This window comes from Estrella lausannensis, from assembly GCF_900000175.1.
In the GTDB taxonomy this organism is placed as follows: domain Bacteria; phylum Chlamydiota; class Chlamydiia; order Chlamydiales; family Criblamydiaceae; genus Estrella; species Estrella lausannensis.
In genome coordinates this window covers 35,302-49,750 of sequence record NZ_CWGJ01000028.1, presented here as the reverse complement: position 1 = coordinate 49,750, position 14,449 = coordinate 35,302, and the positions used below count along the sequence as shown (strand labels likewise).

Genomic DNA, 14,449 nt, shown 5'->3' with positions numbered 1-14,449 from the left:
CATGCCCAAGACGAGCTATACGATCAGAGAACTGGCTGAGCTGACAGGTTCGACTCTCATAGGTTCGAAAGACCACGTCATCGAGGGAGTCTCCGATCTCTCTTCAGCGTCTGAGCATGACGCATCCTTCCTTTCCAACCCCCGCTACCTTGCGGATCTTAAAGAGAGCCGTGCGGGGGTTATCTTTGTCAATGAGGAGATGCGCGCCATTGAAGGAAAAAACCTGCTTATCACCAAAGACCCTTCACGCGCCTTCCAAAAAGTTGTAGACCTTATATTGGGGGCCAAGACTGTACCCTCGGCCTTTTGCGGCATCCACGAGACAGCCATTGTCCATCCCACCGCAACCTTAGGCAAAAACGTCACCATCGCACCTTATGCCGTGATCGATCAAAAGACAACGATTGGAGACAATAGCGTGATCGGTTCGCACGCCTATGTTGGGCCGGGAACCTCAATCGGGCAAGACTGCACAATCCACCCAAGAGTCACTATCCGCGAAAGCTGCCGAATCGGGAATCGCTGCATCATCCAGCCCGGCGCCGTCATCGGCTCTTGCGGATTCGGCTTCGTCACCGACAAAAGCGGCAAGCACGAAAAGCTATGCCAGCTGGGTAACGTCGTCTTGGAAGACGATGTTGAAATTGGTTCCAATACAACAATTGACAGAGCGCGTTTTCAATCAACCATCGTCCGTCGCGGTTCCAAAATTGACAACCTAGTCATGATCGCCCACGGAGTGGAGATTGGCGAAGACAACCTGATCGTTGGCCAGGCAGGAATTGCCGGTTCGTCCAAGACCGGTAAACGTGTGATTTTAGCTGGACAGACAGGGGTCGTGGGCCATATTGAGCTCGGCGACGGCGTTGTCGTAGCCGCTAAATCAGGGGTCTCCAAATCCATTATGAAAGCCGGCTTCTACGGAGGCATTCCGGCAATGCCGATTGTCGAATACAACAGGCTCTCTGTTCACTTCAGAAACTTAGGCAAATACGCAGAACAGCTCAAAAAACTTTCAGATCGGGCCGACTCTTAAAAAAAAAGCGATGCCAACAGCATCGCCCCGATTCAACACAATTGCCTGCCCTTGGCAATGTCTTAAAAATTATGAATTGGCCTCTACGAGAATGTTTTGGTAGTAGCTTGGGCCTTTAAGAAGATCGATCTGCTCTTTCAGCACTTGCGCGTCTTTAACATCGTTCTTATCGGATGAGGCGTAGCCTATCTTAAAGAGGAATGACCCGGCCACTGCAAGGCCCGATGCCAGCCCGAGCCCCAAAAGCGCCCAGGATCCGACGACTGCACCGGCAATCGCAAAAATCGCTGTTGCTACGGTGCTGATGGCGATGATGAGATTCAGTACGGCGTTTTCTTTGATACGGGAGAAGATGGATTGACGCTTCTCGGAAATGGTCTTCAGCGCACGGAGAGCTGCGCTGTCGCCTTGCCCTTGAGCAATCAGGCTATAGTTCCAATCTCTAATTCTGCCCTGAAACTGTCTGTTCTCATCCAACTCTTCCCCGGCTGCGCGAATGTGATTGATGATCTGCCCCACCTTATAGATGGCAAACCCTCCCATAACTGCCGCCGCTAATCCAACAATCCATCGCAAACCATCGCTTGGACCCTCTTTCTCCTGCCGCGCATGTTGTGGATTGTGGTGCACATGATAATGGGGTGCGGTATGAACATGATAAACCGGAGCGGTATGCAATGGAATCATCATCGGCATGCAGCTTGGGCTGCCGAAGTTGTAATTATTGACCTGGACCCTGCCGATATTTCTGTTTTCCTGCGTGTAACCGCACTCGGAAGGAGCTAAGATTTGCTTAGCAAGCTGAGCGGATTTCGCCAGGTACTGGTTGACTTCCACGTCGACCGTCTTCTGGGGTGTGTTTGGGGTGGGGTAGACCTGAAAAAGAATGCTTGGAAGGACGTTAGTCATTTTTTTCCTCATGATGAATTTTCAAAACTACCCCAATTATAAAAGGGAATCACTAAATCTTTATAAATAGGCTGTTAAGATTCATTAAACTACAAAAAAAAGGCCGCCTGCCCCTATCGTTTGAATACGGACAAGCGGCATAGCGCTCGCATTGACAAGTTTTAACCTATACCGAAAGTGCCTCAATCCCGAGGCTTTCTCTTTGCCAAATACTAAGTTTTGAGACACTTTCGGGATTCTGGAGCGAAAGTTTAGCTGACCAGAACCTGTTCGATGATAGGTGCCCTTTCCACTCGAGTTAAGTGCGGCATCAAAAATTCGAGCAGCCGCGCGGTGTGGAGTCGGGACAAGATTTCTGTCTCAGGAATCGGGAGAGTGATGAGTCCAGGGGCAATCCTCTCTTTAGCCTCCTCGACTGTAACGTTCTCTTTAACCGAGAGTTCGGCTGCTATCTCTTCTGTCAGCTCGTTCTTCAGCTGCACAAGTGCCGTGAGAAGGACCTTGGCAGCAAACTCTGAGCAGATCATCTCGGATTTACCCTCAAAGAAGGGTCTTTCATGGGGCTTTGACACTGGGCTAAACAGCCAATTTCTTCTGACATGTGGGAAAATACCGCTCTTCAGACGACGCCATTTGGAATTTTTAATTTTTTCAAATTCCGTCCGGTCCTGATGCATCTTTTCGATGATGTCGCGAAATTTAGCTCCAACCAGATCATTCCAGCCTTGCTTCTTATTCTTCTTTTTCGCCATCTCATCCAAGACAGGTTTAACCGCCTCATCGACGAGGGCATCAAATTTGAATCTGAAGGCATCGGTGTAGGTGCCCTGAGCTAGTTTGGCATCATTGTATTCATAGGCTTTGTCCATAACGTGGGAGATATGCATCTTCTTCTTGGGGACGTTGAGAAGAGCCGAGTGGAAGTAGTCGGAACCAAGCCACGACAGCTGCCAGTCGACCATTTTATCCAGATCTTTATTCAGAAACCGCGAAAAATCCTTGCCGCGATACATCAGCAGATCGCCTGACTGATAGCCTGCCTGCTTCTCATATTTTCCATTCAGGTAGTTCATCGCCGTTCCGGCTTTTTTGAGCGCTGCATTCAACACTGTCAGCTTCGACCCTTCCTCAATCAGTTCCGCCTTCTCTAAGAAGTTAAGCAGCGTCTTAAGTTTCAGCATGCTGTTTAAAAGTCCAAACTCATCCAATTGCAATTTGTAGGCATTGGGAATCTCAACTTTGGGATCTTTTTTGATTGCGCTGACAATCTCCGTGAGCTTTTCGGCAGACTTGAGAAATGGTTTTATTTGCCCTGTCTTATAAGTATAGGTATGGATCGAGACGAGGGCCATTAACTTCTTATCATCGAGCTTGTCCTTCTCAATGATTTCCATAATATTGCTGATACGACGATTGAGGGTCATATTCCCTTGCGCGTCTTTTAAAAACACTTTGAGCTTTCGTTTTTCTTTGGCAGATAGCTTCAACTGGCCCTCGTTCGTCGAAACTTTGATCAGGAGATCGATTCCCTCCCGCTCTTTTAAGGACAGTTCGTCGCCCAGCATCTTTTTTTGGGAAAAGCTTCTCTCATGTTTGATCAATTTTGAAAAAAAACCTTCCAGAGCTTCCTTGAGTAGCGCCTGATGCTTTTCAAGTTCAGGGCCGGACAACTCGGAGTCTAAGTGTGTCCTCAGATAATCCCGGATACTTTCGAGTTCCCTTTCGGCATACTTCTTAGGGCTTAAACCTGCCAAGTCGAGCTGGTCATCACGAGACAGCACCCTATTTTTCCTGACGCCAAGACTGTTCAAATAACTCTCTTTTTGAAAAACGTGCTTAAATGCAACGTGAAGCACATGTCTTTCCCTGGCACTTTTACCAAGGGAAATTTTCTCGCGAATGATTTGATTGATTTTTCGGCTGCGGTCCCCACTGACGAAGAGACCTTTAAATGCCCTGACAACCGCCCTGTAAATCCGGACAATCAGATTCGTGTTTTCCTCTCGCTCCCTAAGAAACTCTGAAACACTGCCAAAGGGCTGGGACTTAAATAACAAGGGTTGGGGTGTTTGTCTGTTGACAACCGGTATTGAAGTTTGTCTGTGGATGGCCGGGATACTCAAAACATCACCTATTTAATACTTCTATTAATTAAGTGATAATTATAGAAAATATTTATTAAGATATTATAAAAATATGATTCAAAAACAAAAATTGACTTAAAAAAAGCTCTGCCAGAGAGACAGAGCCCTGAGAGGACTTTCTTAAACTTCACCCAGCATGCGGTTGACTTCAGTCGAGAGTATGTTTGTGCTTAAAAGTGGAGTACCATGATCGGTGGGAGTGGCGATGACGACTTTTTCATACATCGGCTCCTTGCTCTCAAGAATTGCCTTAGCAAGACTGGCTGAAGCGGTGATGATGCCGTCGTTTATAATCTCGGCGGCAGAGGTCAGTACCCTTTCTTGATACCCCGATGTCGTCTGGATGATGATCTCTTTGGCTTTTAGACGGATTGAAGAATCCACAACCGAAATATTCCAGCCAAGAGCCTTCACTACAAAACCTATGAATCCTCCCGCGATGTCGGTGGCGATTCCTCCTAAAGTAGCGAAGGTTTTGTCTTTGATAAAAAGATACTTCAGGTCATTTCTCAGGGTGTGTTCATCGAGGCCCGTTGCTTGGACCGCTCCTCCAATCGAGTAACCGTAGCCAATGATCTCGCGCGCGCCAAGCCCTTCCTCTTGATCCTCCATGAATTGCAGCATGGCACGATAGGCCTTGGCCATCGTATCCCGGCTAGGACCACCAACGCTCCCCCCCACACCGGGGACATTGAAGACAATGGCATTGCCATTGATTTCTTGTAAAAATTGCTCAAAAGCGTAATCCGAGAGTCGATAGGTCTCACCATTACCAAAACTTTTTAGCACGAAGCGTCCGTTGCCAAGGGTTTCTTCCCGGCCGATCACACAGGCATCTACTAGGCAGTCATCGACTGCCACCGTAAAACGCTTATATTTCCAGGGACCTTCAAGATTTAGCGCTTCTCTTGCCGCGATGGAGATTTTGGTGATCTCAGGGTCAAAGGAGGCGGGAACGAGGAAGAGACCGGCTACCCGGTGAAGGAGATACCAAATCCCCAGAGGAAAGAAGACGATAGCCAGCACAACCTTGGCTATGCGAGAAATTCGGCTTTCAATTGAGACGCAGTAGCAGGGTGGCAAAGCTTCCAGGCACGACAACTCCCCGAAAGTCCTCATCCCATAATCCGGCTGATGATAAAACGCTTTCTGACCCGTTAATAGGCTGGAGATAGCCGGTTGGATTGCCATAAAAACTCACTGATTAATAAATTACAGACTCGATATTACTCTGTTCAATCTATACTATCTACAGTTTTTGCTAAACGAGGCGACTAGGAAGCTTTGAGACTTAAGGGGCTATTTGCCAATTACTAAATTGGTAATAACTTTCGGTCTGAACCGATGGGGTACGCAGTCAGCACCACCCGTTTGCTTGCGCCGCTGCAAATGAACCGCGGCGCTTCCGCTATAAAATGGACTAGATCTCTCTCATTTTTCAGAGGATTAAGCTTGCCGGATTCTCGAGGTAGAGTTTCATAGTGTTTAAAAACTCGGCGGCAGGAACACCGTCGATGACGCGGTGATCGGTTGAAATAGTCAACATCATTGTCTTACCAGCAACAATGGCACCCTGCTTAATTACAGGCCTTTCTTTGATGCCGCTGACGGCCAAGATAGCCCCTTGCGGCGGGTTGATGATCGCTGCAAACGAACTGACGCCATACATCCCCAGGTTGGAGACGGTGAAAGATCCCCCCTTGTATTCATGCTCTTCCAGCTTGCCGGCGCGGGCGCGCTTAGCCAATTCGCTGATCTCTTTGGAGATCTGACCGATGTTTTTCTGATCGGCCAGCCTGACAATGGGAGTGATCAGACCGCTCTCCATACTGACGGCAATAGCGATATCGATTGTTTTGAAGCGGATGATCGAGTTGCTCACCGAATTAAAACCACTGTTGACTTCGGGGTGCTTTTTAAGCGCCAGCGCCGCCGCTCTGACAACGCAGTCATTAAACGACACTTTCAGATTAAGATTCCTCAGCTGGTCGCGGAAAGCTGTCAAAGCATCCACGTCTACCTCTTGCTGAACATAGATATGAGGAATGAAGGTTTTGGACTCCTGCAGCCTACGGGCGATCGTCTTACGCATCGGAGTGAGAGCTATCTCCTCATAAGAACCCGGTTTAAGCGTTGCCTGCCTCTTCGGTCCGAAAGAGAAATCTCCTGCCGGGAGTGCCTTATCGAGATCCTTCTTGACGACACGGCCCCCAGGCCCTGTCCCTTTTACGGAGGATATGTCCAATCCCTTGTCTTTGGCAAGTTTCCTGGCAAGGGGGGATGCCCTGAGACGGTCAACCTCTTCTGTACTGAATGGAAACTCATACTGTTCAAGAGCTTTCTCCGGCTCAAAACGCGGCATTGCCATCCCTGTTTTAACTTCAGCGGGCCTCAGCACCTCTTCAGCCACATCCTGCTTTTCAGCACCGACAGCCGGCTTAGACAGCTCCTTTTTCGGCTCCTCGACTAGGACGTTTTCAATACTCTCTTTGGGATCGACTGTAAAAATGGCGATCGGCTGATTGACTTTAGCTTCTCCACCATTCTGGATCAGGATTTTGCGCAGATACCCCTCGTCTAACGCATTATATTCGACGGTGGCCTTGTCTGTCGCCACTTCGATCAGTAAATCTCCCTCTTTGACCAGATCTCCGATCGCTTTGTGCCATTTGGCGATAGTCCCCTCTTCCATTGTCGGTGAGAGTTTGGGTAGCTTTACTATGAAGGGCATGGCTGCTTAAGTCCTTACTTTTCTAGTTTCTTCACTTTGGCGAGAATGCGTTCAACTGTAGGCAACGTCTCTTTTTCGAGTACTTTTGAATAGGGCATCGGAGTCTCTCTCTGGCACACTCTTTCAATGGGAGCGTCAAGATAGTCAAAGGCATTTTCCATGATCTGAAAGGCTACTTCGGCAGCGATTCCGCCAAAATAGTGTCCCTCTTCGATGATCACAGCCTTGCTCGTCTTGCGGATAGAGCGGATGATCGTGTTGATATCAAGCGGTCTGATCGTTCTCAAATCTATAAGCTCCGCTTTGACGCCCGATTTAATCAATTCTTTCGCGGCCGCTCTGGCGACCTGCATCATGTGGCCGTGGCATATCAACGTGACATCTTCGCCCGGAATCTCCACTTTCGCCTCGCCGATCGGAACCAAACACTCCCCGTCGGGGACTTCACCTTTCAGACCATAATCAAGCTCGGACTCCAAAAAGAGGATCGGGTTTCCATCGCGTATTGATGACTTCAGAAGCCCTTTTGCGTCTCTCGCAGTGCTGGGCGCGATGATCTTTAAACCTGGAAAATTGCCGTAAATGGCTTCAACGCAGTGAGAGTGCTGACATGAAACCTGAGCTGCAGCTCCATTGGGCCCGCGAAAAACCACGGGGACAGAAAATCTGCCGCCCGACATGTAGTATATTTTAGCAGCGTTGGAGATGATCTGGTCGGCAGCTACAAAGGAGAAATTGAAGCTCATGAACTCTACAATCGGCCGCAGTCCTGTCATTGCCGCTCCGATGGCGAGACCTGCAAAGCCCAGTTCAGCGATGGGCGTATCCAGAATACGTCTGGGACCCCACTTGTCTAAAAGTCCCTTAGTGACCTTGTAGGCCCCATTGTATTCGCCCACTTCCTCGCCCATGACGACGACCCTGTCATCCCGGGTCATCTCCTCGTCAATAGCCTCTCTGAGGGCTTCTCTTATTTCTATTTCTCTTGCCATACTCTTTCGCTCTTGCTTACTCTTTGAAGACGCCTTCTTCTAAAACACTGGGCGAAGGCCATGGACTCTCTTCGGCAAACTGCATTGCCTGGAGGACAATTTCCTTCTCTTCATGGTCGATCGCTTTGTAAAGAGCGTCATCCAGATATCCGGCCCTCTCGAGATCTGCTTTGAAATGGGCTATCGGATCTTTAGCCATACATGCTTTGAGTTCATCCTTGGATCTGTAGAGTCCGGGATCGGAGACAGAATGCCCTTTAAAGCGTTCTGTGAGCACTTCCACAAGCACAGGCTTAGATGTCTTGAGCACCTCTTGATGCACCTTGCGGAATCCATCATAACAGGTGAAAAAATCCATCCCGTCAAAGGTATACCCGTTCATACCGTAGCCAGGTGCTTTCTCCTCGGCAAGTCTCTTGACACTGAGAGCACGATCAACTTTTGTGCCCATGCCCCACTGATTGTTTTCAATCACATATATGCAGGGAAGGTCCCATAGAGCGGCCAGGTTCAGTGACTCGTGAAATGCACCTTGAGCCACAGCGCCGTCGCCAAGAAAGCAAACCGCGACTTCATCCTTGATATTCTTGTATTTAATAGTGAAAGCAGCCCCTGTCGCCACCGGAACTTGGCCGCCGACAATGCCGAAGCCGCCAAGAAGTCGGTCTGAGTAAAGATGCATGGATCCGCCGCGGCCCTGAGCGTTACCCGTCGATCGGCCATAGAGCTCGGCCATGATCTCGTTGGGGTGCACTCCCAAAAGGAGCGCAAGCGCGTGACAACGGTATGAAGTGATCCACCAGTTTTTCTCACCCATCACATCGATTGCCGCTGTCTGGACGGCCTCCTGGCCGATGTAGGAGTGAAAAAAACCTCCGACAAAACCTTGCTGATAAGCGGATTCGGCCCTAACCTCGAAGTTTCTGATCCGGAGCATGCGTCTTAAATTCTTGAGAAGACGCTCTTTACCCAGCTCCCGGATCAATCCTTCTTTATCGTAGGATGAACCTTCTTGCTTTGAAGCTTTACCCGCTGTTTGCCTGGCCATAAAGTCCTTCATGAAAGATTTGATTCCTTGGACAAGGATCTTAACTTACTTATTTTCAAAAATAAAGATGAGCGAGAAACCCCCATCCAGATCATATTAAACCGAATAGTGATAAAAAGAAAGCCGGTGTCTTCGATCTACCCCGATTTACCACTCTTTCCAAGAGCCTGCACTATGAAATTGCCGCCAACCCACAGCAACAAGCTTTGCTACTGAATTTAGTTAAGGCATGACTCATTGACGGTGAGCGCCTATGACAGCGCACCTACTGCTTCATTGGCCTCTCTTCGCTGCAAGTCGTGGTCAACAACTGCTGTGACACAAGAGTCCGACCAGACATTGATAGCGCTCTCCAGCATATCGATCAGAGAGTAAAAAGGCAGAATCACCCCCAACAGATTCAAGGGGACGTTCATAGAAGCTAAAATAGCCGACGAGAGGAAGAAGCAGCCCATCGGCACTCCCGCATTCCCTATCGCGGCGATCGTCGAAACAAAAACCCACCCGAACAGCTCGGCCCACGAAAACTGCATGCCGCTGCTCATGCACACAAAAAGAACCGTAGACAAGATGAAAGCCGCGCAGGCATTCATATTGATGGTTGTGCAAAGCGGGAGCGAGAAGCCTGCTACGCGCGGCGAAAGTTTCAGGTTGTTCTGCGCGCAACTGATAGCCAGCGGCAGAGCGGCGCTGGAGGATTTGCTGAAAAAGGCGAGTGAAAGCGCCGGCGCCATCGCCTTAAATGTCTTGACCGGTGAAAGACCTTTAGCTTTGAGCAACATCGGAAGCACAATCCCTGCCTGGATGAAGTTAGCCGCCAAAACGACCAGCAGGTATTTGGCAACGCTTTTAACTTCGAGACCCTGTTGCATATCCCTGATAAAAAGAGCGATGAAAGCAAAGATGGCAAGGGGCATCAGCTTCACGATCCACGAGGTGATCTTCATCACGGCCATGAAAAGGCTTTTGAAAAACGTGTGCAGAACAGTCCTATTTTCCTCAGGCAAGCTGATTGTCGCAAGGCTAAGCAGAATGGCCAAAAGCAGCACTCCGATTACATTGTTCTCTAAGAAAGGCTGGACCGCATTGGAGGGAATCACATTCAGCAGATAAGTCAGATAGCTGGCATTCCCAAGGTTCACCACTTCTCCGGCCGCAGCATCTGCATGGACTGGATTAACGATGAGAAATGCACCTAACGCGACCAAAGCCGCGATCACTGTCGTTGTGACCGTATACTGTCCAACCAACCGCCCCATCAGCTTAAGCTCTCGGATATTACTCATGCCCGTTGCTGTAGAAACAATCGACAGAAAAATAATCGGTAAGCTGATCAGTTTCAACAGACTAATAAAAACATAAGAGACATTGTCCGCTACAGCGATCAGCGGCGCGTTCCCGGAAAACCCGACCGCAAGCCCGGCAACGAGACCTATCGCGAGGAGGATGTTTTGATTGAACTGGTGACGTTCCTGGCACATAACGGTTCCGAATAAAAAATAAATAATTATTTTACCGGATAAACAACAAAAAAGTCAATGATAAAAGCCGATATGTCGTTCAATTTCATGCCGAAACATCTACGAAATTCGGCATATACTCACCCTGTCGCACAATTGAAGGTTATGGGAGTGAAAATGTATCCGGATAGAAGTCAGTGCCCCCACATTGGAACTATGAGGTGACGTGTAAATTTTCAATCCCGACTCTTTCTCAAAGCCTTCATGCCAAATTCCGAAGCACTTTCGGCACAAACTAAACAACACATCTATCACACATCCAAATACAAACTATTAACATGATCAAGCTAGATAAAATATATTTACATTGCAATTAACTAAACATGTAACAACAATATTACCCTTCTTTATGAAAAAACAAGCGGAATATAGGAAATCATGCAACCCTGCTCCAGAGATCGCGAGAAACTAAGCCACTCCCTCCACCTCGAACCTACCCCTCCCCTGCCCAGACAAGCTGCTGAACCGGAGCCGGAAACACCATTTGTCGAAACAGCCATCAAAAGTGCCCGCAGCAAAAAAAGCCATCGCAGAAATGTGAACAGGAGCGCCCTTCCGACCGCCTCTTCTCAGTCCAACGGATTGGACGCATCTACCGTTTCAGCAGTTGCCTCACGTAAAGGTCAAACAACCAAAACGGCAGCCAGCCACAATCCTGCTTTAAGCCTAGAGTCGCTCGGTGTTAGCGCAAAAGCTATCGAAAAACTGCAATACATCTGGAACAACTCCCTCCTCGCCACAGAACTTGGTCTATTTGAAGGCGTCGTCTTCCATCTATTCACCTGCATGGAACAATTGCAAAAGCAGATGGACGAAAATTTAAAGATTGAAAGCCTTTCCAGATCCCTAAAAATTGTTGTGCCCACCTTTCACTTTAATCTCTATGAACTGCTGGTCGATTTGCACCTGCAAATTGTCTCTGATAACGAGAACGTGAAACAACTGATGCTAGAAAGGTCTATCTTCAGAGAGATTCCACCGCTCCTTAGCAATCTAATCTGTCAGGTGGAAGAGATCGATCAAGCATTCTCGGAGGCTAGGACAAAGCATATCCTTCTCCAGCGCCTAAGCGCAATCAGACAAAAAGAGCGTCTGGCCACCAATCTCTTAGCTCCCATCCGCACGCTTTTCGATGAGATGCAGGCAACCCTCTCTATTCTGCGTGAATTAACCATGATGCCCTCGGGATCGATCCAGACCCTCTGCCTTTCTTCTCCTACGGCACTTAAAGAGTTCATGGTGTGTTCCAAAAAGCCTAAGGAAGCTTTTCAGAATGAACTTAAGGCCTATGCCCAATGCATCGCAAGCGTGGTGGAAGAGGCGCGCAGGCGAGGGTTTACAAGCGTCCTCACCGTTAATCAAAATCTCTATAGAATTCTGGTAAACGATGCCGCTAACCTTGCAACTCTCTCTCTCAAAGATGCGCACAACACCTATAGGCAGCTAAAAGAGACGGAAGAAGCTATTCTCGAACTGCTGAAATTGCAAGATCAGGTGGGCTTATTCTACATGAATGCCCTATCTGGGCAATTGACGCATCGTCAGTTTATGGAGCAAAACCAGGCAACGATCATTAGGGAGAAGAATCAAACCGAATTCTCCGCCATGCTGCTGAATGGATTTTTGTGCTGGAACGTGATGATCGACAACTACGCTTCCATATACAACTGCGCCACGACCCAGATCTCAAATAGCTACTCCCTGATCATAGAAGGGCAAGTGCTCGCTAAAATGGCGTGCTGTTGGCATCACGTTACCTCTGCTCGAGAGGAGAATGATCGTAGGCTCTTAGAGCTCGTCATTCAAATCTGTAATGAAAAGCTCCACGCCCACATCGGCCAAACTTCCCTGGTCACCCTCATTGAACACCAACTCGATGCTGTACTGTCTATCCATGGGCAACTCAGAGAGAGTTTGACAAAGGAGGTGTTGGAAGAGCTTGAGAAATTTTTCGACACGGAAAATCTTATGAATTGGCAAGGACTGTATAAAATTCGAATGGCTCTTGAGCCATTCGCTGGCGCTCTCCGAAATTTTCACTCTAAATCGCTCCTCTTCAATAAGACTTTGGCTTCCGAATACAATAAACTTGTGCTTCAAGAGGCGATCTCTCCTAAAGAAGCTTCATTCTTAAACGACTTGCTGCAACAGCTGAAGTGCGACGTCTCTCTGCTTCTTGCCCCCTCTTTTGAGCTTGTTGAGTCATACCTGAAGGCCACGGAATGGAAGGAGCCGCAAAAGCGGCAGTGTAAAAAGCTCGATAGGCATCTTGAACTGAGCCTAGATAGTCATGAAATCCCCTGGATTTTTGACGTCCCGCTGAAAATGCCAAAAGAGACCGCGCAACCTGTCGCCTCTGACATGGAGACAGCAAGCAAAGAAACCGGCTCTTCTGACATCGCATCACTGGAACGCAATCTGGGGGAAGAGGCAAATCAAACTTCTCCTCCAAGAGCCGCCAAACCGAATTTAAAGCCAGAAGCTGCGCCATCCTCGGCGCCTAAAACGACCAGCACCTCCTCGCAAACAGAGGATAACCTGCCAACGTCTGTAAAACTGAAAGATCTCATGAAGTTCCTGACAGACAAGGGATGGAAAGTCATTTCGATCAATGGCTCGCACCTCAAGCTGAAGTTGAGAGGTGAATCCCTGATTGTCCCTGTCAATAATCGCGAGCTAAAAAGAGGGACGATGCATGGAATTCTCAAGCAGGAAGAAGAAAAAGAGAAGCGCTTAATAGAAAAAAAATAATCCTGTGCTAAGACGGAGGATTGTTATACCGAAAGGATAGCAGATCGAAGCCACCCGTTAATTAATAATCGCCTTAATATTAGACAATAATAACAACCAAAGGTAAATATGTACGTCCCTAGAACAGCTGATGGCCCCTTGCAAAAGCCCAGCCAGAATGAAAGCAAAAACCCGGCTGGCATCTCGTCCAATCCCTGGAATATCCAAAAAGGGCCGAAGAACGAGGATGCTCAGCCAGCTAAAGAAACCATCCTATTTGGTTCCCATGCAAGTGTCCCACCGAGTCAGCCGATGCGGGGCAATGCGAGGGCTGCTAGCACCTCCAGTCAGAGAAACCTGAACGAGAAAGAGTACCCGACGCTCAGCGAATCTCACAATAAGCCAAGCCCAATTCGAAAATGCAAGTCAGCGGCGACGGCTCCAAAGGAAGCGGTGACGACTCCAAAGGACAAGAAACCCTTTTCCTGGGATGATTTGAAAAAATCAGAAACGAACAGTCCGGCAAAAACTGCGACGCCGCTCGGGTGTAAAAAAGTAGAGAAGAAACATGAATCGGATCTCAATTTAGCTACTGAGATTGTCGGAGATAGTGACTCTTGGTCTACCGGTGCCATCACCGGCAAGGCAATTTCGCTGAAAGAACTGACCGACGAAGACAGCTCAACTCAGCAATTCTTCCGTGTCAGCGGCCGCAAAAAAGCGAAGAGCACTGAAAGCAAGGCGAACACTCTGCTCATGCGCTATATAAACGAAATGGCGAGCAAAGGCAATACCTCGTTCCCAAAACGCTACGTCGAGAAAAGAGAGAAGTATCTAAAAGAGTGCACAAATGAGTACACTCCCTCTCACGAAACATGGGAAGACGCCATGCGACACGACCCGCCGCTCGCAATGTTGCAGCACCTTAACAAGATCAAATACATCATCACCACGTATCAGTCAGATCACTTAAAAACCCCTCTGATTCAGTTTATTTTCCCTTGTGCAATCACAATACCAAGCGAACGTCATTATGTCTTTGAGAGCTTAACAACAAACAGCGCGACAATGTGCCTTGAGCTGTCGCTTTCTAGCGAACATGCCAAGCCACTGCACGTCTTCATTCGGCCCTTGAACAGGAAAGTTCCCCAGGAAGCTGAACTGGCTGAAAAGATGGAAATTCCGCATCGTACCTTGCTATTGACAGAGATGCTCAGTGATGTAATAAATAACAGTCATGCTACTCAACTCTCTTCAAAAAACCTCGTAAATGAAACGTCAGGGCACTTTGAATTCTTCTCAATTTACGGAGCGCATATCAAAGTCGAGAAAAAGTAGG

General features: G+C 48.2%; 10 protein-coding genes. 3 read left to right on the top strand and 7 right to left on the bottom strand.

From position 1 onward, the window contains the following. Position 1: 1 nt before the first annotated feature. Positions 2 to 1,036, top strand: coding sequence for a UDP-3-O-(3-hydroxymyristoyl)glucosamine N-acyltransferase (lpxD, locus tag ELAC_RS10585; RefSeq protein ID WP_098039262.1), 1,035 nt, complete (start codon positions 2 to 4; stop codon positions 1,034 to 1,036). A gap of 69 nt (positions 1,037 to 1,105) precedes the next feature. Here lpxD and ELAC_RS10580 read toward each other — a convergent pair whose 3' ends face one another. The 7 genes from ELAC_RS10580 to ELAC_RS10550 all read right to left on the bottom strand — a co-directional run bounded on the left by ELAC_RS10580 (position 1,106) and on the right by ELAC_RS10550 (position 10,341). Then, positions 1,106 to 1,945, bottom strand: coding sequence for a hypothetical protein (locus tag ELAC_RS10580; protein ID WP_098039261.1), 840 nt, complete (start codon positions 1,943 to 1,945; stop codon positions 1,106 to 1,108). Between the two features lie 251 nt (positions 1,946 to 2,196). Beyond that, the gene (locus ELAC_RS10575; protein WP_098039260.1) at positions 2,197 to 4,068 is read right to left on the bottom strand and encodes a hypothetical protein; all 1,872 of its coding nucleotides are present in this window, start codon (positions 4,066 to 4,068) and stop codon (positions 2,197 to 2,199) included. Between the two features lie 141 nt (positions 4,069 to 4,209). After that, positions 4,210 to 5,280, bottom strand: coding sequence for a CPn0927/CPn0928 family alpha/beta hydrolase fold protein (locus ELAC_RS10570; RefSeq protein ID WP_098039259.1), 1,071 nt, complete (start codon positions 5,278 to 5,280; stop codon positions 4,210 to 4,212). A gap of 247 nt (positions 5,281 to 5,527) precedes the next feature. Beyond that, positions 5,528 to 6,820 (bottom strand): pyruvate dehydrogenase complex dihydrolipoamide acetyltransferase, encoded by a 1,293-nt coding sequence (locus ELAC_RS10565; protein ID WP_098039258.1) that lies wholly within the window; start codon positions 6,818 to 6,820, stop codon positions 5,528 to 5,530. Positions 6,821 to 6,834: 14 nt separating this feature from the next. Next, complete coding sequence (locus tag ELAC_RS10560) at positions 6,835 to 7,812, bottom strand: pyruvate dehydrogenase complex E1 component subunit beta (RefSeq protein WP_098039257.1); 978 nt, start codon at positions 7,810 to 7,812, stop codon at positions 6,835 to 6,837. Between the two features lie 16 nt (positions 7,813 to 7,828). Further along, positions 7,829 to 8,872: a pyruvate dehydrogenase (acetyl-transferring) E1 component subunit alpha gene (gene pdhA, locus ELAC_RS10555; protein WP_239414517.1), complete on the bottom strand. Its 1,044-nt coding sequence runs from the start codon at positions 8,870 to 8,872 to the stop codon at positions 7,829 to 7,831. 239 nt (positions 8,873 to 9,111) lie between these two features. Beyond that, positions 9,112 to 10,341 (bottom strand): dicarboxylate/amino acid:cation symporter, encoded by a 1,230-nt coding sequence (locus ELAC_RS10550; RefSeq protein ID WP_098039256.1) that lies wholly within the window; start codon positions 10,339 to 10,341, stop codon positions 9,112 to 9,114. A gap of 417 nt (positions 10,342 to 10,758) precedes the next feature. On the opposite strand from ELAC_RS10550, the gene ELAC_RS10545 reads away from it, so the two are divergent. Then, positions 10,759 to 13,131, top strand: coding sequence for a type II toxin-antitoxin system HicA family toxin (locus tag ELAC_RS10545; protein WP_098039255.1), 2,373 nt, complete (start codon positions 10,759 to 10,761; stop codon positions 13,129 to 13,131). 108 nt (positions 13,132 to 13,239) lie between these two features. Then, positions 13,240 to 14,448 (top strand): hypothetical protein, encoded by a 1,209-nt coding sequence (locus ELAC_RS10540; RefSeq protein ID WP_098039254.1) that lies wholly within the window; start codon positions 13,240 to 13,242, stop codon positions 14,446 to 14,448. The last annotated feature ends 1 nt before the right edge of the window (position 14,449 follow it).